General features: G+C 71.9%; 20 protein-coding genes and 1 pseudogene. 11 read left to right on the top strand and 10 right to left on the bottom strand.

Going from position 1 to position 21,511, the window contains the following annotated elements; genetic code table 11:
- Positions 1–226: 226 nt before the first annotated feature.
- Genes IE257_RS00375 through IE257_RS00355 form a run of 5 tightly spaced genes read right to left on the bottom strand, consistent with a single transcriptional unit; the run spans position 227 to position 4,635 of the window.
- Positions 227–1,156, bottom strand: coding sequence for a tyrosine-protein phosphatase (locus tag IE257_RS00375; RefSeq protein WP_189963366.1), 930 nt, complete (start codon positions 1,154–1,156; stop codon positions 227–229).
- Positions 1,157–1,186: 30 nt separating this feature from the next.
- Positions 1,187–2,281, bottom strand: a complete 1,095-nt coding sequence (locus tag IE257_RS00370) for an NAD(P)H-dependent flavin oxidoreductase (RefSeq protein ID WP_245384917.1) — start codon at positions 2,279–2,281, stop codon at positions 1,187–1,189.
- 4 nt (positions 2,282–2,285) lie between these two features.
- Entirely contained in the window at positions 2,286–3,041 is a 756-nt protein-coding gene (locus IE257_RS00365) for a CoA-transferase subunit beta (protein ID WP_189963364.1), read from the bottom strand.
- Positions 3,038–3,889, bottom strand: coding sequence for a CoA transferase subunit A (locus IE257_RS00360; protein WP_189963362.1), 852 nt, complete (start codon positions 3,887–3,889; stop codon positions 3,038–3,040). Before IE257_RS00360 ends, IE257_RS00365 begins: the two co-directional genes overlap by 4 nt.
- A complete protein-coding gene (locus tag IE257_RS00355; RefSeq protein WP_189963360.1) occupies positions 3,886–4,635 on the bottom strand; it encodes an enoyl-CoA hydratase family protein in 750 nt (249 codons plus the stop codon). Before IE257_RS00355 ends, IE257_RS00360 begins: the two co-directional genes overlap by 4 nt.
- A gap of 56 nt (positions 4,636–4,691) precedes the next feature.
- Here IE257_RS00355 and IE257_RS00350 point away from each other — a divergent pair, with 56 nt between their 5' ends.
- From IE257_RS00350 to IE257_RS00340, 3 genes are all read left to right on the top strand, one after another.
- The gene (locus IE257_RS00350) at positions 4,692–5,456 is read left to right on the top strand and encodes an SDR family oxidoreductase (protein WP_189963357.1); all 765 of its coding nucleotides are present in this window, start codon (positions 4,692–4,694) and stop codon (positions 5,454–5,456) included.
- 1 nt (position 5,457) lies between these two features.
- Complete coding sequence (locus IE257_RS00345; RefSeq protein ID WP_189963356.1) at positions 5,458–6,369, top strand: SDR family oxidoreductase; 912 nt, start codon at positions 5,458–5,460, stop codon at positions 6,367–6,369.
- A 73-nt stretch (positions 6,370–6,442) separates the two neighbouring features.
- Positions 6,443–6,886 carry a VOC family protein gene (locus tag IE257_RS00340; RefSeq protein ID WP_209468366.1) on the top strand — a complete coding sequence of 148 codons (444 nt, stop codon included), beginning with the start codon at positions 6,443–6,445 and terminating at the stop codon, positions 6,884–6,886.
- A gap of 279 nt (positions 6,887–7,165) precedes the next feature.
- Here the strand turns inward: IE257_RS00340 and IE257_RS00335 are convergent, their stop codons facing one another.
- Together IE257_RS00335 and IE257_RS00330 are read right to left on the bottom strand one after the other, a co-directional pair.
- Positions 7,166–7,858, bottom strand: coding sequence for an HAD family acid phosphatase (locus IE257_RS00335; protein ID WP_229920030.1), 693 nt, complete (start codon positions 7,856–7,858; stop codon positions 7,166–7,168).
- Between the two features lie 113 nt (positions 7,859–7,971).
- Positions 7,972–8,904 carry a hypothetical protein gene (locus tag IE257_RS00330; protein ID WP_189963354.1) on the bottom strand — a complete coding sequence of 311 codons (933 nt, stop codon included), beginning with the start codon at positions 8,902–8,904 and terminating at the stop codon, positions 7,972–7,974.
- A 174-nt stretch (positions 8,905–9,078) separates the two neighbouring features.
- Between IE257_RS00330 and IE257_RS00325 the strand changes: the two genes are divergently transcribed.
- From IE257_RS00325 to IE257_RS38825, 3 genes and pseudogenes are all read left to right on the top strand, one after another.
- A complete protein-coding gene (locus tag IE257_RS00325) occupies positions 9,079–9,831 on the top strand; it encodes a serine protease (protein WP_245385015.1) in 753 nt (250 codons plus the stop codon).
- Between the two features lie 154 nt (positions 9,832–9,985).
- A pseudogene (locus IE257_RS00320) lies at positions 9,986–10,641 on the top strand (response regulator).
- Between the two features lie 146 nt (positions 10,642–10,787).
- Positions 10,788–10,916 (top strand): hypothetical protein, encoded by a 129-nt coding sequence (locus IE257_RS38825; RefSeq protein WP_268251372.1) that lies wholly within the window; start codon positions 10,788–10,790, stop codon positions 10,914–10,916.
- Positions 10,917–10,919: 3 nt separating this feature from the next.
- On the opposite strand, the gene IE257_RS00315 is transcribed toward IE257_RS38825, so the two are convergent.
- Positions 10,920–11,270, bottom strand: coding sequence for a winged helix-turn-helix domain-containing protein (locus tag IE257_RS00315; protein WP_189963350.1), 351 nt, complete (start codon positions 11,268–11,270; stop codon positions 10,920–10,922).
- Positions 11,267–11,686, bottom strand: a complete 420-nt coding sequence (locus IE257_RS00310; protein WP_189963348.1) for a hypothetical protein — start codon at positions 11,684–11,686, stop codon at positions 11,267–11,269. Before IE257_RS00310 ends, IE257_RS00315 begins: the two co-directional genes overlap by 4 nt.
- Positions 11,687–11,831: 145 nt before the next feature.
- Between IE257_RS00310 and IE257_RS00305 the strand changes: the two genes are divergently transcribed.
- The 5 genes from IE257_RS00305 to IE257_RS00285 all read left to right on the top strand — a co-directional run bounded on the left by IE257_RS00305 (position 11,832) and on the right by IE257_RS00285 (position 19,507).
- The gene (locus IE257_RS00305; RefSeq protein WP_229920029.1) at positions 11,832–12,206 is read left to right on the top strand and encodes a chorismate mutase; all 375 of its coding nucleotides are present in this window, start codon (positions 11,832–11,834) and stop codon (positions 12,204–12,206) included.
- A gap of 32 nt (positions 12,207–12,238) precedes the next feature.
- A complete protein-coding gene (gene pepN, locus IE257_RS00300; RefSeq protein WP_189963346.1) occupies positions 12,239–14,785 on the top strand; it encodes an aminopeptidase N in 2,547 nt (848 codons plus the stop codon).
- 620 nt (positions 14,786–15,405) lie between these two features.
- Positions 15,406–16,803 (top strand): pyridoxal phosphate-dependent decarboxylase family protein, encoded by a 1,398-nt coding sequence (locus IE257_RS00295; protein ID WP_189964650.1) that lies wholly within the window; start codon positions 15,406–15,408, stop codon positions 16,801–16,803.
- Complete coding sequence (locus tag IE257_RS00290) at positions 16,800–18,209, top strand: lysine N(6)-hydroxylase/L-ornithine N(5)-oxygenase family protein (RefSeq protein WP_189963344.1); 1,410 nt, start codon at positions 16,800–16,802, stop codon at positions 18,207–18,209. The genes IE257_RS00295 and IE257_RS00290 overlap by 4 nt, the downstream gene beginning before the upstream one ends.
- Before the next feature lie 128 nt (positions 18,210–18,337).
- Entirely contained in the window at positions 18,338–19,507 is a 1,170-nt protein-coding gene (locus IE257_RS00285; RefSeq protein ID WP_189963341.1) for an ALF repeat-containing protein, read from the top strand.
- A gap of 74 nt (positions 19,508–19,581) precedes the next feature.
- Here IE257_RS00285 and IE257_RS00280 read toward each other — a convergent pair whose 3' ends face one another.
- Positions 19,582–21,384 carry a bifunctional metallophosphatase/5'-nucleotidase gene (locus IE257_RS00280; RefSeq protein WP_189964648.1) on the bottom strand — a complete coding sequence of 601 codons (1,803 nt, stop codon included), beginning with the start codon at positions 21,382–21,384 and terminating at the stop codon, positions 19,582–19,584.
- Between the last annotated feature and the right edge of the window lie 127 nt (positions 21,385–21,511).

The raw sequence follows: 21,511 nt of genomic DNA, 5'->3' as shown, positions 1-21,511 counted from the left end.
CCGTCGCGGTGGCCAGGGCGGCGCCGCCGCGGGAGGCTCCGGCGAGCGCGGCCGACGCGGGACGGGCGGCGGTGGCGGTGGCGCCGCCGCGGCTTCCGCGCGCAGCCGGGTCGGCTCCGGGGGTCAGGGCCGCCGCCGCGCGGTCTGATCTCCGTACCGCCGCAGTACACGTACGCACCACGACGCCGGGCAGCGCAGGACGCGCTGCCCGGCGTCGTGCTGTCCGCTACCGGACCATCCGGTCCTGCAGCTTCGCCAGCGTCCGCAGGTCCAGGCCGAGGCCCTGCGTCAGGTAGCCGTAAAAGCTGCCGTAGTCGGCCTCCATCTGCGCCGTCGCCGAATCCAGGTAGTCCCGGCGGACCTCCTGGAGCGGGATCAGCAGGTCCGGGTTCTGCATCCGGCCCGACTGCCGCAGGCCCAGCCGTACCTGCGCGTCGTAGGCGGCGCGGAAGGTGTTCGACGCCAGGTAGTCGCGCTCCGCGGTGTCCTCGGGGACGGCCAGGGCGCGCAGCAGGACGTAGCTCATCCAGCCGGTCCGGTCCTTGCCGGACGTGCAGTGGTACAGGACCGGGCCCTGCCGGCCGTCGGCGATCTCCCGGAGCGTCGCCGCGAACTGCGCCCGGTTCTCGGGGCCGGTCACGAAGGTGCGGTAGATGTCGCGCATGTACGCCTCGGCGCGGCCGCCGCCGAGCATCTGCTCCTGGGTGACGGGATCGCCGCTGCCGATCGCGCCGACGAGGGTTCCGTAGAGGCCGAGGTCACTGACCGGCCGCGAAGTGGGGGAGAGCCCGGCGGGCAGCCGGTCGGCGCCGTCGTACTGGAGCTCCATCGGGATGCGGAAATCGACGACCTTCTTGAGGCCGAGACCGGCGACGGTGGTGATGTCCGCCGCGGTCAGCTTGCTCAGTGCGTCGGAGCGGTAGACCAGGCCCTGGCGGACCTGACCGCCGGTCCAGGTGCGGTAGCCGCCGATGTCCCGGAGGTTGACGGCGCCCTGGAGGGGGATCTGACGGATCGTTTCGGCCTGCTGCTGGTGGTACCGGGCACCGACCCCGGCTCCGGGTGCCGTCGCCGCGTACGCGGAGGCGGGCAGGATCCCGACGGCGAGGGCGGCGGCGGCCGCCGCGGTCGTCAGGCGGATTCTGGCACGGCTCATAGGGGCAACTCCTGTGACGGAGAAGGGGGATCACCCTGGTGGTGGCAGGGTGCGGAGCGAGTGCAGTGCTTCGAGAGCTTCGAGGGTCTGCTCTGCCTCGGCCATGACGCGGGAGACGAGCTCCGCACAGGACGGGAGATCGTCGATCACCCCCGCGACCTGGCCCGATGCCATGACGCCGAGGTCCGTTCGGCCCTCGACCATGGACGCCTTGAGGAGCATCGGGGTGTTCGCGGCGAGCAGGACCTGGCTCCAGGACAGGTCCTTGCCGTGTTTCATCGCGAGGCCGTCGCGGACCATCTGCGGCCAGCTCAGGCCGGACAGCCTGCGGAAGCCGGCGGCGTGCCGCACCGCCCGCACCAGGGCCCGGGTGCGGCCCGCCCGCTCCAGGGAGGCGACCAGCTCCGTACGGAGCATGCGGTGCGGCAACCCGTCGACGGCCGTGGTGACCGTGACGTCCTTGACGGTGGCCCGCAGGTACTCGGCCTTCACGGCGTCCGGGACGGTGGAGTCCGAGGTCAGCAGGAAGCGGGTGCCCATGGCGATGCCGGCGGCCCCGTGGGCGAGGGCCGCGACCAGGCCGCGCCCGTCGCGGAAGCCGCCCGCCGCGATCACCGGGATGTCCACGGCGTCCACGACCTGCGGCAGCAGCACCGTCGTGGCCACGTCCCCCGTGTGCCCGCCGCCCTCGCCGCCCTGCACGATCACCGCGTCGGCACCCCAGGCGGCCACCTTCTCGGCGTGCCGCCGGGCCCCGACCGACGGGATGACGACCACGCCCGCGTCCTTGAGGCGCGCGATCAGCTCCTGCGAGGGCGCGAGCGCGAACGAGGCGACCCGCACCCCCTCGTCGATGATCAACCGGGCGCGCTCGGCCGCGTCCCCGGCGTCCGCCCGCAGGTTGACCCCGAAGGGCGTCCCGTCCGGCGTACGGGACTTCACCTCGCGGACCGCCGAACGCAGCTGGTCCAGGGTCATCGTGGCCGAGGCCAGGATCCCCAGCGCCCCCGCGTTGGCCGCGCCCGAGACCAGGCGGGGGCCGGCGACCCAGCCCATGCCCGTCTGCACGACGGGGTGCTCGACCCCGACCAGCTCGGTGAAGGCCGTCCGTATCCTCGTCGCCATCGCCTCAGCCCCGCACTTCCCGGTCGCGCAGTCCCTTGGGGTCGATCACCTCGCGGATCAGCCGCAGCTCCTCTGCGGTCGGCTCCCGCGTGTACGGGACCTCGCCCGTGACGGCCGGCTCGAAGCCGGTGGCCGCCAGGACGTCCTCGACGGTCACGCCGGGGTGGACGGAGACCAGGCGCATCGAGTGACCGGGCCCGGCGAAGTCGAGGACGCCGAGGTCGCTCACCACCCGGGGCAGCCGGTGGAAGCGGGTCACCCCAGCCGCCTCCGCGCGGTCGTAGCCGACCCCGCTCACCATGTCGACGCGCTCGACGAACACCCGCGTCGAGTGCTTCGGGATCCAGTAACTCACCGGATTGTTCAGGGTGTTGACGGGTGCGCCGCGCACCCCGAGGAGCTGGCGGGCCGGCCGCTCCCAGTCGCCGATGCAGGAGATGTTCTGGTTGCCGAACCGGTCGATCTGGCTGGCGCCCATCATCACGTGCCGCCGGCCACCGGTGACCATCGTCAGGTGGCGCCGGTACGGGAGCCAGCCCTCGGCGGTGCCGTCGAGCCCGACGAGCATGGCCTCGCCGTCGGTCAGCAGCAGATCGGGCGAGAAGCTGCGCTTCGCGAGCCGGGCCCCGAAGGAGGGGATCAGGCCCATCGGGCTGGCGAGCACCTCGCCGTTGTCGCGCCAGGCCTCGGCGCACGCGATCACGCAGTACTCGGCGCGGGAGACGGTGCGGGGGGCGGTGGTGGTGTCGGCGGTCGTCACTGCTGCTCCTCGTGCCAGGTCCGGACGGCCGCCTGGTAGTCGTGCTCGCCCGCCCCGGACAGGAAGCGGTCGGCGAACACGGTCCAGGGGGTGGTCGCGTACAGCTTCTGGAAGGCCTCGTCGCGGTCGTAGTCGGGCACGCAGGAGGTGAAGTGTGCGCCGTTCGGGGTCTCCACGACCCCGGTGACGGAGTGGCGGCTGACGAGGAGGGACTGCGCAGGACCCGACTTGGCGAGCTCGGCGGTCTCGACGAGCTGCTCGCAGGAGACGTAGGCGGCGTCGGCGGCCTCGCAGAACAGGTCGTCGAAGTACGGGTCCGGGCCCAGGTACTGGGCGTTGCCCAGGCGGTCGGCGCGGTTGAGGTGGACCAGGGCGGCGTCCATGCGCAGGGCCGGGACGGCGACGAGCTCCTCGCCGTCGTCGTAGGGGGAGGTGACCGTACGCAGCTCCGGGTTGACCCGCATCACGTCGGAGCCGAGGCCGGCCCGGACGGGGAGGAAGGGGAGCCGGTTGGCGGCGGCGTGCAGGCCCCACATGAACATGGCCTCGTCGAGCTCGGTGAGGGTGAAGGCGGCACGCTCGCGGGCCGCCCGGAAGTGGGGCTCCAGTGGAATGGAGTCGAGGGTGGCGAAGGGGGCGACCAGTCTTCGGATCCGGCCGGCGGCGGCCAGCAGACCGACGTCGGGGCCGCCGTAGGAGATCACGGTGAGATCGGTGATCCCGGAGCGGAGCAGTGCCCGCACCAGGGCCATGGGCTTGCGCCGGGAACCCCAGCCGCCGATGCCGATGGTCATCCCGCTGTGCAGCTGTCCGACCACCTCTTCGGGGGTCATGGACTTGTCGGTCATGAGCGCTCTCCCTTCCCGAAGGTGTCGCGGACCCGGTCGGCCACCCCGCTGAGGTTGGCCTCGAAGGTGAAGCCCTGCTCGAAGCGGTAGCTGCGGCGCACGTCCACGGGGTCGATCCCGTTGATGGCGGCCTTCGCGAGCCGGATCAGGTAGCCGTCCTTCCGCGCGATCTCGGCCGCCAGTTCCACGGCGGCGGAGCGCAGTTCCGCGCGCGGCACCACCTTCCACACCGAGCCGTGCGCGTGCAGTTCGGCAGCGGTCGCGGTGCGCGAGGTGTAGTACAGCGCGCGCATCAGATGCTGCGGGACCAGCCGGGCCAGGTGGGTGGCGGCGCCGAGCGCGCCCCGGTCCAGCTCGGGCAGTCCGAAGGTGGCGTCGTCGGAGGCGACGATCGCGTCGGCGTTGCCGACGAGCCCGATGCCGCCGCCCAGGCAGAACCCGTTCACGGCCGCGACGACCGGCACCTCGCACTCGTACACGGCGGCGAAGGCCTCGTAGCAGCCGCGGTTGGCGCCGATCAGGGCGGCGTGTCCGGTGTCGCGCTGCATCTCCTTGATGTCGACGCCGGCGTTGAAGCCGCGGCCCTCGGCGGCGAGCACGACGCACCGCACCTCGGGGTCGCGGCCCGCGGACCTCAGGGCGTCGGCCAGGTCGTACCAGCCCTGCACCGTAAGCGCGTTGACCGGCGGGAAGTCGACCGTGACGAGCGCGATGCCCTTGTCGGGGCTTGAGGTGGAGACACCCATGAGCGGATCAGCTACCTTTCCACCAAACATTTGTTAGGTGAGGAAGGTAGCAGCCTATGGAGCTCGACGGGAGGGTTGTCGTCGTCACCGGAGGAACCCGGGGCGTCGGCGCCGGGATCGCGCGGTCGTTCCTCGCGGCCGGCGCGGACGTGGTCGTCTGCGCCCGGCGGCCACCGGACGAAGAGGTGGCGGCGGACGGCCGCAGGGCCGCCTTCAGCCCGGTCGACCTGCGCGACCCCGCCGCCGTGCACGACTTCTTCGACGCGGTCGCCGGCCGCCACGGGCGGCTCGACTGCCTGGTCAACAACGCCGGAGGAACCCCGTACCGGCTGCTGGGAGAGGGCGAGGCGCAGCGCCACGCACGGGTGGTCGAGCTCAACCTGCTCGCACCGATGACCACCTCGCTGGCGGCGTACCCCTGGCTGCGGGAGGCGCGGGGCTCGGTGGTCATGATCGGCAGCGTCAGCGGGACCCGCCCCTCGCCGGGGACGGCGGCATACGGCGCCGCCAAGGCGGGACTGGAGAACCTGGCCCGGTCCATGGCCGTCGAATGGGCCCCCGACGTACGGGTCAACTCACTGGTCCTGGGCATGGTGCGCACCGAACTGGCACACCTGCACTACGGCGACGAGGCCGGCATCGCGTCGGTCGGCGCCACCGTCCCGCTGGGGCGGCTCGCCGAACCCTCCGACGTGGGGGAGGCGGCCGTGTTCCTGGCCTCGGACCGGGCGGCGTACGTCAGCGGGGCGAGCCTGCTCGTGCACGGGGGCGGGGAGCGCCCGGCGTTCCTGGATGCGGCAACTGTCAACAAGGAGAGCTGAGATGGCGGGACTGTGCGAAGGCCGGGTCGTGATCGTGACGGGCGCGGGACGGGGGCTGGGCCGCGCCCACGCGCTGGCCTACGCGGCGGAAGGGGCGAAGGTCGTCGTGAACGACCTCGGTGTCGGGCTGGACGGGCTGCCCGGACCGGACAGTCCCGCGGCGCAGGTGGCCCGGGAGATCGGGGAGCTGGGCGGGCAGGCGCTGGCGCACGGCGGGGACATCGCGACCTCGCAGGGCGCGGCCTCGCTGGTGGCGGCGGCCGTGGACACCTTCGGGCGCGTGGACACCCTGGTCAACAACGCGGGGTTCCTGCGGGACCGGATGCTGGTCAACCTCGACGAGGACGACTGGGACGCGGTCATGCGGGTGCACCTGAAGGGCCACTTCCTGCCGCTGCGGTCGGCGGCCGCATGGTGGCGGGCGGAGGCCAAGGCGGGCCGTCCGGTGGCGGCCCGGGTCGTCAACACCTCCTCCGGGGCCGGGCTGCTGGGCTCGGTCGGCCAGGGCAACTACAGCGCGGCCAAGGCCGGGATCCTCGGCCTGACGATGGTCGCGGCGCAGGAGATGGGCCACTACGGGGTCCAGGTCAACGCCATCGCCCCGGCGGCGCGGACCCGGATGACCGAGCGGACCTTCGCCGAGACCATGGCCGTCCCGGAGGAGGGCGCCTTCGACGCGATGGCCCCCGCGAACGTGTCGCCGCTGGTGGTGTGGCTGGGCGCGGACGCCTCGGCCGGGGTCACCGGCCGGGTCTTCGAGGCGGAGGGCGGCCGGATCACGGTGATGGAGGGCTGGCGGCCGGGCCCCACCGCGGACCGCGGCGCGCGCTGGACCCCGGCGGAGGCGGGCGAGGCCACACGGAAACTCCTCGCGGCGGCGCAGGCACCGCTGCCGGTGTACGGGGCGCGGTAGACCTAGGGTCTGCTCCGAGCGCCGGTGCTCCGGAGTGCCGGCGCAACGGAGAACGAAGGGACAGGACCCAGCGATGACCATCACGCCGAGCCCGCAGAAGATCACCACGTTTCTGATGTTCGAGGGGCGGGCGGAGGAGGCGATGACCTTCTACCTCTCGCTGTTCGACGACGCCGAGGTGCTGGGCATCAGCCGCTACGGCGCCGACGAGGCCGGACCCGGGGCCGGGGCGGAGGGGACCGTGCGCCACGCCGCCTTCTCCCTGGCCGGACAGACGTTCATGTGCATCGACAGTCCGGCCGAGCACGAGTTCGGCTTCACGCCCGCCGTGTCGCTCTACGTCCAGTGCGACAGCGAGGCCGAGATCGAGCGCCTCTACGGGGCCCTCGCCGAGCAGGGCACGGAGCTGATGCCGCTAGGCGCCTACGGGTTCAGCGCCCGCTTCGGCTGGGTCAACGACCGCTTCGGCGTCTCCTGGCAGCTGAACCTCCCGGGCGGGGCCGAGCCGGGGCAGTGACCGCGCCGGGGCTCGTGGCCGGACGGCGCGGGCCTCCGCTGTGCCGGGGGACCGATGCCTCGGCACAGCGGCACCTACGAGGGCGGACACGGAAGCGGGCCCGGCCCCCTGGCGAGGGGTCGGGCCCGAGTCTTCATCGGTGCGATGTCCTATGACTACCCGCTACATCCACTCCCTGAACCGCAGTCGGCCCATCATGTTGTCCATTTCCTGTTCGGATTGAGCCGGTTGCGGGTCCGGCGGCCGTGCGGCCGCCGCCCGGCCTCCGCCGCGCGCGGGTCAGGAGAGCTTGCCGCCGTAGTCCGGCAGCTTGACGGTGCGCTCCGCGTGACCGCCGACAAGGTCGGTGGCGCTGTTGCCGATGTTCGCGATGATCGTGTAGCCGCGCGCCTCGATCTCCGCGCGCTTGCCCGTCTTGTAGGCGCTGACCTCGTCGAACAGGTCGGGCAGGTCACGTACGTACAGTCCGGAGACCGGGTAGCCGACGGCCTTGAGATTGCGCTCGGTGAGGGACTCGATGATCCCGGGACGGGCGGTCACGAAGAAGACCGCGACACCGCGCGCGTGCGCGTACTGGGTCAGCGCGCGGACCTTGGAGATCGCCGGGGTCGGGAAGGTCCAGAACCAGTGGAAGTCCGTCTCCAGCGAGGTGTTGTCGATGTCGAGGACCAGCGCGGGCTTCTCGCCGGCGGGCGAGGCGGCAATGCGCGCCTCGATAGCGGGCCGGGCCGCGTCGATGACGGCGGCGACGTCCCGCTGCCAGGTGGCGTAGTCGATGCCGAGGATCGCCGAGTTGCCGCCGGGCGCCGAGGCGGCCGGGGCGGCCGGGGAGCCGGATACGGACACCGGCGTGGGTGCCGGGACGGGCGCGGCCTGGGCGGCGGTGGCCGGAACCAGCGTCAGGACGGCGGCGGCCGCGGCCACTGCTGCGGCGGCGGTACGGGGCATGCGGGGGCTGCGGATGCTGCGCATGGGGGGCGCTCCCTCGGTCACAGAATTGGCATGTACGTGACCAGAGTTGGCGAGAACCGCACCCCTGTCTACTGGCCGGTAGGAAACTTTTCGTGACCGCGTGATGAATGGTCCTACGTGAGGCAGTCGAGCACGGAGTGACACAGCCCGCACCGGGCACGCAACCGCCCGCGCACCGGTACCCGGAGCCGCTGCGCGCACACCGGGCACGGGAAGCTCACCCGCAACCCGCCCCCGGAGCCGTCCTGTTCGAAGCGGTACGTCGATGCGTCGCCCCCGGCGGCACCGGCGGCCCCGCCGTTTCCGGCGCCCCCGTCGCCCCCGGTGCGCTGCGCCTTCGCGTACCGGCGCCGCGCCAGCGGCCCGGCGGCCGCCAGCGGGGCCCGGCGGTGGTCGCGCTCGGCGAGCGCCCGCCCGCGCACGTAGGCCTCGTACGCCCGGTGGCTGGTGAACCAGGGGGCGGGGTCCTCGTCGAACAGGGCGGCGCGCTTGGCGAGGACGTAGCCGAACTCCTCCGGCGTGAGGTAGCCGAAGCGCTGGTGGGTGAGTGCGTCCTCGCGGTAGGCGTCCAGGAGCAGCCAGCCGGCCCCCAGGTACGCGGCGGCGGTGTCGGTGAGGATCTCGTTCTCGGCGGTGCCGGGGAAGTGCAGGTCCAGGCGGTGCAGCAGGACGTGCGCGACCTCGTGCGACAGCGCGGCCGCCAGGTCCCGGCGGTGGGTGCGGAAGCGGTCGTTGACCTCGACGAAGTACTCGGGGCCCGTCGCCAGTTCCACGGTCGCCGCCTCCTCCATCGCCCGGAAGGAGACCACCATGCGCGCGTCGGGCAGCCGCAGCGCGCGCACCGTCGCCGCGGCCACCCGCTGCGCGCCCGGGTAGAGGTCGTCGGTGGCGTCGAAGGCGGCGTCGGCGGGGGTGATGCTCGTGTCGTAGGCGCGGATCCCGTCGGCCGAGAGCCGGCGGAAGAGCGCGGTGATCGAGGCGCGCACGGTCGCCAGGTGCGGAAATCCGTGCTCGATGGGGCCGCCCGGCCCCCCGTTCTCCGTCATCGAGCCCTCCTTACCGCAATCTCTGCCGCGTGGGCGGGAGTTGGCCGAAATTGCCTTCTTGATGTCCACCACACGCCTGTTGTGTCATGGACCCGTCATTCACCCGATGACGCGCGCACAGCCCAACCCCCCACGAAAGGCAGTGTGTTGACTGTGACCACCCTTGTGCAGTTCATGAAGCGCACCCTCGCCGTCGGCGCCGTCGCCCTCGCCGCCGTCAGCCTCCAGCCCGGCACCGCCACCGCCGGCACCGCACCCGTCGTAGGCGGCACCCGCGCCGCGCAGGGCGAGTTCCCCTTCATGGTGCGCCTCTCCATGGGCTGCGGCGGCGCCCTCTACACCCAGCAGATCGTCCTCACCGCCGCCCACTGTGTGAACGGCTCCGGCAACAACACCTCCATCACCGCCACCGCCGGAGTCGTCGACCTCAACAGCTCCAGCGCCATCAAGGTCAAGTCCACCAAGGTCCTCCAGGCCCCCGGCTACAACGGCACCGGCAAGGACTGGGCCCTGATCAAGCTGGCCAAGCCCATCAACCTGCCCACCCTCAAGATCGCCGACACCAAGGCCTACGACAACGGCACCTTCACCGTCGCCGGCTGGGGCGCCACCCGCGAGGGCGGCGGCCAGCAGCGCTACCTGATGAAGGCCACCGTCCCGTTCGTCTCCGACGCCACCTGCAAGGCCGCCTACGGCAGCTCCCTCGTCCCCAGCGAGGAGATCTGCGCCGGCCTGCCCCAGGGCGGCGTCGACACCTGCCAGGGTGACTCCGGCGGCCCCATGTTCCGCCGCGACAACAACAACGCCTGGATCCAGGTCGGCATAGTCAGCTGGGGCGAGGGCTGCGCCCGGCCCAACTACCCCGGCGTCTACACCGAGGTCTCCACCTTCGCCGCCGCGATCAAGAGCGCCGCGGCAGGCATGTAGCTCCACCGGCCCGACCCGCTCGCCCTTCCGCCCGGTCCGCGACCGGGCGGAAGGGCGAGCGCACGCCGTGCCGTGCGGTTGCGACCCGACCCGCACACCGGTCCCACGGGAAGGAACCGGTGGCGGCAGCGGGCGGCAGTGGGACGGGTGGCGCATGACGATCAGCGTGGTCATCGCGGACGACCAGGACATGGCCAGAACCGGCTTCCGCATGATCCTCGAAAGCCAGCCGGACATCGAGGTCGTCGCCGACGTCGTCGACGGCGAAGCGGCCCTCGCAGCCGTCGCCGAGCACCGGCCCGACGTCCTGCTCCTCGACATCCGCATGCCCGGGCTCGACGGCCTCGAAGTCACCCGCCGGCTGTCCGGCGCCCCCGACTCGCCGCACATCGTCATCGTCACCACCTTCGACCTCGCGAGTACGTCCACGCGGCGCTCCACGGCGCAGCGTCCGGCTTCCTCCTGAAGGACGCCAGTCCGGCCATGCTGGTTGAAGCGGTACGGGCGGCGGCCGTCGGCGACTCCCTCGTCTCACCGGCGATCACGGTGCGGCTGCTGCGCGAAATGGCCCCGCGCACCCCGGCCGCCGGGGCCCGCCGCCCGACGGAGCCCCTGACCGAGCGGGAACGCGACGTCGTACGCTGCCTCGCGCGCGGCCTGACCAACGCGGAGATCGCCGGGGAACTCTTCGTCTCCCTCTCCACGGTCAAGACCCACGTGGCCGATGTCCAGGCCAAACTCGACGCCCGCAACCGCGTCGAAATCGCCGGCCGGGCCCGGGAAAGCGGCCTCGCCGCCACCTCGGCATGACGCCCACCGAGCCCATTCGGCCGGGGCCATTGCAGCCCCGCACCGGTTCGAAGCCGGGGCAAATTCAGCCCCGACACCGTCCGAGGCCCGGTCCACCCCAGCCCTGCCCCCGTTCGAAGCCGGGGCACATTCAGCCCCGCCGGCGTTTGAGGCGCGGGGTCCGGGGCGGAGCCCCGAAAGGCCCGACCGAGCGCGCCGAGGCCCTCGGCGGCTTCCTCTCCGCCGGCCCCACCCCCGAGGGCGGCTGGATCGTCACCGCCACCCTCCCGCTCTGACGGCTACGGGCCGCCGAACGCGATGGCCCGCAGCGCGGCCAGATGCCGCTCGTAGACCGCCCGGCCCTCCGGGGTCAGCGAGATCCAGGTACGGGGCCGACGCCCCACCCGGCCCTTGCGGACCTCCACCCAGCCCGCCTCCTCCAGCGCCGCGACCTGCTTGGACAGCACCGAGTCCGAGACCTCGACCAGGTCCCGTACGAAAGCGAACTCGGCCTTGTCCAGCGGAGCCAGCGCCGCCACCACGGACAGCCGGACGGGCGCGTTCAGCAGCGGCGCGAGATCGTGCCGCGGATGGCCGCCGCGCTTCGCGGCCGCCTCCGCCCCGGCGTCCACCGTCGGCTCGTCCGTCATGCCGAGCCCCGCATCTCGGTCCAGGCCCCCACGGCGAGCGGCAGCGCACACGCCAGCGCGGCTCCCACCGCGAACGGCACGCTGCGGCCGAACACCGTGAAGCCGAGTACGACCACCAGGGCGAACACCGCCGCCCATGACCCCACCAGCACCCCGTGCTTCACTCCGAACCCGCGGCGGACCACCCGCTGCCGCGCCGCGTACACGCTCAGCCCGGTCACGAGCAGCACATTGGCCACCCCCAGCACCACCACCGAGACCGGGCCGCGCCCCAGCACGGCCAGCGGTACGAGCACCAGCTGCCCGGCCGCGAAGGCCCACAGATAGCGCGCGTACCAGCCGCTGCGCTGCCGCGCGGCCTTCTCCACCTCGGCCGCCCGGCCCAACGCCCCGACGGCCCCCGTCGTCTCCCGCATGGTTCCCCCTCGTTCGCACACGCCTGATCGACGCCAGTGATTTCCACTATGGCGAGTACTTTCCATTCTGGCAAGTAAAGGGTCGCCGTCTCACAGGCCGACTGCCCGAGGAACCAGCCGCCACCGCCACGTATTCTCGGGAACCATGAACATCAGCGACCTCGACAACGGCACCGGCACGGGCGCGGGCGCGGCCGACGACGCGGCCAAGGACGCCGCAGGCATCGACGAGAGCGTCACCGCCGAACTCGCCCGCCTGCGCGACAGCATCGACAACATCGACGCCGCCGTCGTCCACATGCTCGCCGAACGCTTCAAGTGCACCCAGCAGGTCGGCCACCTCAAGGCACGGCACCAGCTGCCCCCCGCCGACCCGGGCCGCGAAGCCAGCCAGATCGCCCGCCTGCGCCAGCTCGCCGAGAACGCCAAACTCGACCCCGCCTTCGCCGAGAAGCTCCTCAACTTCATCATCGCCGAGGTCATCCGCCACCACGAGACGATTGCCGCGGGCGAAGAGTAGAAGTCGGGGGTCCGGCCGCCCACTGCGGCAGCATGGGCCCCATGTCCGCACTGACGCGCACCGAAGCGCAGCTCCGAGCCCAGCTCATCGACGTCCAGCACTACGCCGTCACCCTCGACCTCACGGGCGACGACGACACCTTCGACTCCACCACCGTCATCCGGTTCACCGCCCGGACCGACGCAGACACCTTCATCGAGCTGAAGCCCGTCGAACTGCGCTCCGCCACCCTCGACGGCAACCCCCTCGACCCGGCAGCCCTCGCCGACGACCGCCTCCCCCTCACCGGCCTCACCGAGGGCCACCACGAGCTGCACCTCGACACCCGCATGCGCTACTCCCGCACCGGCGAGGGCCTGCACCGCTTCACCGACCCCGCGGACGGGCACACGTACGTCTACTCCCAGATGTTCCTGGACGACGTCCAGCGGGTCTTCCCGGCCTTCGACCAGCCCGACCTCAAGGCCGTCTTCGAATTCACCGTCACCGCCCCCGCCCACTGGACCGTCCTCGCCAACGGCATCACCACCCGCACCGGCGACGCCCCCGACGGTAGCGGCGCCGGCATCTGGAAGTCCGCCCCCACCCCCCTCATCTCCACCTACCTGGCCGCGGTCGCCGCCGGCCCCTGGCACAGCATCCGCACCCAGCACGCCGGACTGCCCTTCGGCATCCACTGCCGCCAGTCCCTCGCACCGCACATGGACGTCGACGCCGACGAAATCCTCTCCATCACCAAGGACTGCTTCGACCGGTACCAGGAGAAATTCACCGAGCCCTACCCGTTCGACTCCTACGACCAGGCCTTCGTACCCGAGTTCAACGCCGGCGCCATGGAGAACCCCGGACTCGTCACCTTCCGCGACGAGCTCATCTTCCGCTCCGCCGTCACCGACACCGAACGCCAGTCCCGCGCCATGGTCATCGCCCACGAGATGGCCCACATGTGGTTCGGCGACCTCGTCACCCTCGCCTGGTTCGACGACATCTGGCTCAACGAATCCTTCGCCGAATACATGGGCTACCAGACCCTCACCGAAGCCACCCGCTTCACCGACACCTGGACCGACTTCGGCGTCACCCGCAAGCCCTGGGGCTACGACGCCGACCAGCGCCCCTCCACCCACCCCGTCGCCCCCGCCCCCGAAGACGTCCCCGACACCGCCTCCGCCCTGCTCAACTTCGACGGCATCTCCTACGCCAAGGGCGCCTCCGTCCTGCGCCAGCTCGTCGCCTGGCTCGGCGAGAAGGACTTCCTGGCCGGCATCAACACCCACTTCGCCCGCCACAAGTTCGCCAACGCCTCCCTCGACGACTTCGTCGACTCCCTTGCCACCCACACCGAACGCGACGTCCGCGCCTGGGCCGACATCTGGCTGCGCACCACCGGAATCGACACCCTCACCCCCCGCGTCGAGGAATCCGAGGGCCGCCCCGACAGCGCCCCCGGCTGGACCCTCACCGTCGACCGCCGCGGCAGCCGCCCCCACCACATCGCCGTCGGCGTCTACGACCGCGACCCCGTCGACGGCCGCTTCCTGGAACTGCGCGAGCTCCTCGACCTCGACATCCCCTCCGACGAGGTCATCTCCGTGACCGGGCCCCGCCCCGCACTCCTCGTCCTCAACGACGTCGACCTCACCTACGCCAAGGTCCGGCTCGACGAGCACTCCGTCGAAACGGTCCTGCGCGGCCTCGCGGGCATCCCCGACGCCCTCACCCGCGCCGTCGTCTGGAACTCCCTGCGCGACATGGTCCGCGACGGCGAACTCGACCCGCACGACTACCTGGCGACCGCCGCGGCACACCTGCCCGAAGAGAACGACCTCGCCATCGTCCAGGGCGTCCTCACCTTCGCCCACACCCAGATCGCCGGCCGCTACGTCGCCCCCGACGAGCGGACCGCCGCCCTCGCCACCCTCACCACCATCGCCCGCGACCTGCTCCGACGCACCGAGGACGGCTCGGAACCCGGCATGCGGCTCACCGCCGTACGCACCCTCGTCGACAGCGCCACCCAGCCCGACACCATCGCCGCCTGGCTCGCCGACGACACCGTCCCCGGCGGCCCCGCACTCGACCCCGAACTGCGCTGGCGCATCCTCGGCCGCCTCGCCGTCCTCGGCGCCGTCGGCGAGACCGAGATCGACGCCGCCCTCGCCGACGACACCAGCGCCACCGGTCAGGAAGGCGCCGCCCGCTGCCGCTCCGCCCTCCCCACCCCGGAAGCCAAGGCCGCCGCCTGGGACCGTCTCTTCCACGACGACAGCCTGTCCAACTACCTCTTCAGCGCCACCGCCCAGGGCTTCTGGCAGCCCGAACAGGCCGAGCTGCTCACCGAATACGTCACCCGCTACTACCCCGACGCGGTCGCTCTCGCCGCCCGCCGGGGCCCGGCCATCGGAGAAGCCGCCGGCCGCTGGGCGTTCCCCGCCCACGCCGTCGACGAAGCCAACCTCCAGGCGGGCCACGCCTGCCTCACCGACCCGAACATCCTCCCCCTCCTGCGCCGCAAGCTCGTCGACCAACTCGACGACCTCGCCCGAGCCCTCAAGACCCGTTCCCCTGCGGGGAGCTAGCCCGGGTCCCCTGCGGAGGCCAGGCCGGGTCCCCTACGGGGGGCAAGGCACGAGGGGGTCGGGGGTGGGACGGGGTGTCGTCCGGGACTGCATGATTTATGGCGCCCCGGCGGCACCGGGCCCGTACGGGTCGATACCGCGCCACAAATCACGTCGTCCCACCCCCGACCCGGCGGCGCCGGCGGGGCGGTGCGAGGGCCGGTGACGGGGGCGGGGTGGGGTGCTGTCCGGGACGTAGAACGTGATGTGGTGGCGCACCCGCAGCCCGTACGGGCCACCCGGCCCAGGGCGCCATAAATCATGCAGTCCCGGACGGCACCCCACCCCGCCCCGGCCCCGGCCGACCCGCCCCGGCCCCGGCCGACCCGCGCCGGCCCCGGCGCCGGCCGACCCGCGCCGGCCGCCCCCACGGCCCCGGCACCGCCAGACCCGCACCGGCCGACCCGCACCGCCCCCGGCACCCCGCCCCCGGCAGACCCGCACCGGCAAGTCCCGCTCCGCGAACCGGCCCACCAGGCCACCACCGATTCGGACAAACCCCGGCGGTTACCCCATTCGGGTCTGATCGTTGTACTGGCCGGGTGCCCCACATCGCACCCGGCCAGCCCCCGGAGGACCCGATGACAGCGCCGCCGCCCGGCACACCGCCCCCGCTCGCCGGCGGCCCCCACGGACCCGAAGCCCTGCGCCCCCTCCTCGACACCGTCCTCGACGCACTGCGCACCGGCGCCGAGGACCGCCACGGCCCCCTCCCCGCAGGCGGCCCCGACACCCAGGCAGCCCGCGTCCGCACCGCCCTCGGCGACACCGGCCTGCTCCCCGCCCACGGCACCGGCGACCACGAAGCCCTCCGCACCCTCGTCCACACGCTCGCCGCAGGCGCCGCCGACCCCGCCCACCCCCTCTGCGCAGCCCACCTGCACTGCCCCCCGCTCGCCGTCGCCGTCGCCGCCGACCTCGCCGCCTCCGCCCTGAACCCCTCCCTCGACTCCTGGGACCAGGCCCCCGCCGCCTCCGCCCTCGAAGCCCTCCTCACCCGCACCCTCGCCGCCGAGTTCTACGACACCCCCCACGCCGACGCCCTCGTCACCACCGGCGGCACCGAAGCCAACCAACTCGCCGTGCTCCTCGCCCGCGAACGCCACGGCCCCACCCTCACCGTCCTCCACGGAGCCAACGCCCACCACTCCGTACCCCGCGCCGCCTGGCTCCTCGGCCTCCCCCCGGCCACCGAAATCCCCACCCCCACCGGCGTCCTCGACCCCGCCCGACTCGCCGAAGCCCTCGCCACCACCCCCGGCCCCACCCTGGTCACCGCCACCGCCGGCACCACCGACGCCGGACTCATCGACCCGCTGACCCGCATCTCCGACCTCTGCGACCGCTACGGCGCCGACCTCCACATCGACGCCGCCTACGGCGGCCTCCTCGCCCTCAGCCCCCGCCACCGCGACAAACTCACCGGACTCGGCCGCGCCCACTCCCTCACCATCGACCTGCACAAACTCGGCTGGCAGCCCGTCGCCGCAGGCCTCCTCGCCGTCCCCGACACCGCCCTCCTCACCCCCCTCGCCCACCGGGCCGACTACCTCAACGCCACCGACGACACCGAAGCCGGCCTGCCCGACCTCCTCGGCCGCTCCCTGCGCACCACCCGCCGCCCCGACGCACTCAAGATCGCCACCACCCTCCGCGCCCTCGGCCGCGACGGCCTCACCGCACTCATCGACCGCACCATCGACACCGCACACCACCTCGCCCGGCTCCTCGACGCCCACCCCGGTTTCGAACTCCACGCACCCCCCACCATCAGCACCGTCCTCTTCCGGCCCACCCACGCCGACGACGACCACCTCGCCACCCTGCGCCGCACCCTCCTGCACCAAGGCCGCGCCGTCCTCGGCCGCACCCACGCCGACGGCCGCCTGTGGCTCAAGGCCACCCTGCTCAACCCGCACACCACAGCGGGGGACCTGGACACCCTCATTTCCCTCCTGGAAGGCAGCACCCACCGATGACCGCCCAGCTCGACGCCCCCCACGACCTCGTCGGAATCGGGATCGGCCCCTTCAACCTGTCCCTCGCCGCCCTCGCCCACGGCCTGCCCCGACAAGGAGCCGGCGAACTCGCCACCGCCTTCTACGACCAGCGCCGAGACTTCCGCTGGCACCCCGGCCTCCTCATCGAAGGAGCCACCCTCCAGGTCCCCTTCCTCGCCGACCTCGTCACCCTCGCCGACCCGGCCAGCCCCTGGAGCTTCCTCAGCTACCTCAAGCACAAGGAACGGCTCTTCCCCTTCTACTTCGCCGAGCAGTTCCACATCCACCGCGCCGAATACGACTCCTACTGCCGCTGGGTCGCCGGCCGCGTCCCCGGCCTCCACTTCGGCCACCAGGTCGACGCCGTCCGCTGGAACCCCGAACGCGACCTCTTCGAAGTCGACTTCACCCAACTCGACGCCACCGGCGAAGCCGAAGCCCTCGGCCGCACCTACACCCGCAACCTCGCCCTCGGCATCGGCACCGCCCCCTACGTCCCCGAACCCCTGCGCCCCCTCGCCGACGCCCCCACCGTCCCCGTCATCCACTCCGCCGACTACCTCGACAACCGGCAGCGCATCCTCGGCGCCGAACACGTCACCGTCATCGGATCCGGCCAGTCCGGCGCCGAAGTCTTCCTCGACCTCCTCCGCTCCCGCCCCGCCGGCCGCGAACGCCTCACCTGGCTCGCCCGCACCGCCTCCTTCGCCCCCATGGAGTACTCCAAACTCGGCCTCGAACACTTCACCCCCGACTACACCCGCTACTTCCACTCCCTCCCCGAACCCGTACGCGACCGGCTCGTCCCCGCCCAATGGCAACTCCACAAGGGCATCGACGCCGACACCATCGCCGCCATCCACCAGGAGCTCTACCGCCGCACCCTCCACGGAGGCTGGCCCGACACCGTCCTGACCCCCGGAATCACCGTCCGCACCGCCGGCCGCGTCGCCACCACCAAGGTCGAGCTCCACCTCGAACACACCGAGCAGGGCACCCGCTCCCGCCTCACCACCGACGCCGTCGTCCTCGCCACCGGCTACCGGGAACGCCCCTTCGGCAGCCTCCTCGCAGGCCTCGACCCGTACCTGCGCAAGGACTCCTCCGGCCGCCCCCGCATCGACGACCGCTACCGGATGCTCCTCGACCCCACCGTCAGCGGCAGCATCTTCGTCCAGAACGGCGAACGCCACACCCACGGCGTCGGCGCCCCCGACCTGGGCCTCGCCGCCTGGCGCAGCGCCGCCATCCTCAACACCCTCACCGGCAAGGAGCCCTACCCCCAGCCGGACCGCACCGCCTTCACCACCTTCGGGCTCGAACAGCGCGAACACACCCGCCCCCGCCCGGCAGGCGAACTCCGCCCCCTCGTCGAGCACCCCTGAGAGGCCCTCTCCCCGGTGATCGAGGCCCGGCCCCCGAACGTCCCGGGGGCGGGAACGTTACCGGTACAACTATCTGCGCAAGTCGAACGTCTCTTCTGTCGAAGAAACGTTTCCAGGGGGTTTTGTCTGTGAAGTTTTCCCGGATCGCCGCAGCGGTCACCACCGCTGCCCTTGCTCCGGCCGTCCTCATCGCGTCACCGGCGTTCGCCGCCGGCCCCGACGCCCCGGCCACTGGCAACCAGCCGGCACCGACCACGCCGGACCGGACCACGCCGGACCAGACCGTGCCCGACCAGGCCGAAGAGGACCGCAAGACCATCCTCGCGATCATCGCCCACCCGATGGCCAGCGAGTTCATGAAGGAAGCCGGCCGCAAGGCCATCGCCGACGGCCCGAAGGCCATGCGCAAGTTCATCGAAGTCGACCAGCACAACATCCGCATGGACGACTACCGCATCGCGATCCTCCGCCTCCTCCCCAACGCCGGACCCGGCCTGAAGGGAGGCATCAACAAGATCCTCAGCAGCGGAGACACCGTCGAAAAGCTGCGCCACTTCTACGACGTCACCCAGCACGAGCTGCGCGACGACGACAACAAGGTCGAGATCTCCCGACTCATCGGCACCGGCGGCACGGCCGTCAAGGAAGCCGGCAAGAAGGCCCTCCAGGGCACCCCCGCCGACCGCACGGAGTTCCTGAAGACCGGCCGCCACCTCGCCCAGGCCCAGGACGACCTGGTCGAGCTGGCCCGCATCGACGAGAGCTGGGACGGCCCGATCCTGACCGAGGCGATCGGCAAGCTCATGAACGGATCGCCGACCCCGGCCGAGCTGCGCCACTTCCTGGAAGTGACCCAGTACGAGCTCCGAGACCAGGACAACCGCGTCACCATCGCGAAGATCATCGACGGCGGCGGTCCGGAACTCGTCAAGGCCGGCCGCGCCGCCCTCGCCGGCACCCCCGCCGACCGGACCGAGTTCCTCAAGACGGGCCAGCACGAGGCCCGCGCCAAGGACCAGGCCGCCAAGGACAAGGACAAGCCCGCCCCCGGCAAGGACGGCGACGCCAAGGACAACGGCACCGGAACCGGCTCCGGCACCGGGACGGGCTCCGGCGGCACGACCACCGGCACCGGCAACACCGCCGTCACCGGCCAGGGCCACAACAACGCACCCCTCGCCACCACCGGCACGGGCGACCACACCACCATGATCGCCGGCGGCGCGGGCACCGCACTCGCCGCCGGCGCCGGACTGCTCCTCGCCGCCCGCATGCGCCGCGCCGGCGCCGCACGCTGACGGGAACCGCACCAACAGGGGCCGGCCGGCCGCGGCACACCGCGACCGGCCGGCCCCGCCCCACCCAGGACGGCCTAGAACACCGCAACCCCGGCCCGCGTCAGACGCCAGTCCACCGACGCGAACTGCGCCGGGTCGACGGTCCCCTTCGCCTTCACCCACTGGATGATCGTGTTGCGGATCTCGTCCGAGTTCGACCACACCTGCTTCGCCTGCGGCACGTGCGGGAAGTTCCCGCCACCCGAAGCCCGGTAGTTGTTCACCGCCAGCACGAACTGCGCCGCCGGATCCACCGGCTTCCCCTGGAACGACAACCCCACGATCCGCGAACCCACCGGCTGCGCGATGTCGATGTCGTACGCCAACCCGTACACCGCGTCGTAGTTGTAGTCCGGAATGCCCTCGGAGTTCGTCAGCTTCGCCGGATCCACCGCATCACCCGGCGCCGTCCGCACGAAGTACCGCGCCGAGTACTCCAGGTAGTCCTTCACCTGCGCACCCGTCAGCAGCCGCGCCTCCATCGTGTTCTCGAACGGATACAGACCCGCCGCATCCCGGATCGTCACCTGCCCGGCCGGGATCGCCGCCGTCCGCGAGAAGCACGACGCCTGCGACAGCACCGGCAGCGCCGCCCACTCCGAACCGGCCAACGCCCCCTTCACCGTCCCCGCCTGCACGTGGTTGATCAGATCGATGATCGCGACGTCCTTGAACGCCCCCTCCGCCGACGACATCGCCTGCGTCGACGTACCGATCACCTGGTTCACGTACGCCACGACCTTGCGGTGCTCGTCCGACAGCAGCCGCGTGATCTTCTCGTCCTCCGCGACCGTGTTCGAATTCAGCACCTTCGCCGAAACCTTCGCCACCGACCAGCGGCCCTTCACCCACGTCAGCTCGAAGTCGAACAGCGTCAGCCGCTGCCCCCACTTCAACGGCTCCGACAGCACCACCTCCTTGCCGGTCGCCCCGTTCTTCACCCGGTACTCCGGGATCTCCGTGTGCGCGTGCCCCACCAGGATCGCGTCGATCCCCGGCACCTGCTCCGCCACCAGCGCCGCCGCGTTCTCGATGTACGGCAACTGGTCCCCGTACGAGGACGTACCGCTCGAACCGGAATGCGCCGACACGATCACCACATCGGCGCCCATCGACCGCAGCTTCGGCACGTACTTCGCCGCCTGCTCCTCCAGCCCCGGGAACGTCATCTTCCCCTGCACGTTCGCCTTGTCCCAGATCGCGATACCCGGGTTCGTCAACCCCAGCACCGCCACCTTCACATCCCGCCCGCACGGCGTACGCAGCTTGTGCATGCTGTACGGCGCGAACGCCGGCCGCAGCGTCTTCGCATCCAGCGCGTTCGCCCCCAGCAACGGGAAGTCGCACTGCTCCTCGAACTTCCGCAGCACCGGAATGCCGTAATTGAACTCGTGGTTCCCCAGCGCCGCCGCGTCATAACCGATCGCGTTCATCGCCTGCGCCATCGGGTGCACCGGACCACGCCGCGCGGTGATCGGATCCACCTTCGCGTAGTAGTACGACAACTGCGTGCCCTGAATCGTGTCACCGGCATCGATCAGCAGCGTGTTGCGCCGCCCCTTCTCCGCCCGCACCTGGTTCACCAACGTGGAGATCTTCGCCAGACCGACGTCGTTGTGCGCCTTGTCGTCGAACTCCTTGTCCGTGAAGTAGTCCCAGTTGAAGACGTTCCCGTGCAGGTCCGTCGTCCCCATCACCGTGAACGCGTACGTCCGCGGCCCGGCCCCCTTCGCATCCTGCGGGGCCGCGGCAGCCGGGGTGCTCGTGGCCCCCGCCAACGCCACAGCCGCACCCGTCGCAGCCGTCGTACCCAGAAAAGTCCTACGGTCGAACGCCATACCATCTCCCCTTTTGAGGCGTGAACAACGCGCGTAGATTCTGACCCAGCAGCAACAGGCCACAACACCCCCGCCAGGTTGCGATCCGATGACCACACCCGCGCGAGCGACAGTGCGACAGTGGAAA

This window comes from Streptomyces avidinii (genome assembly GCF_014650695.1).
GTDB lineage: Bacteria > Actinomycetota > Actinomycetes > Streptomycetales > Streptomycetaceae > Streptomyces > Streptomyces avidinii.
The sequence above is the reverse complement of the archived record's forward strand: the minus strand, read 5'-3'. Positions and strand labels throughout refer to the sequence as shown.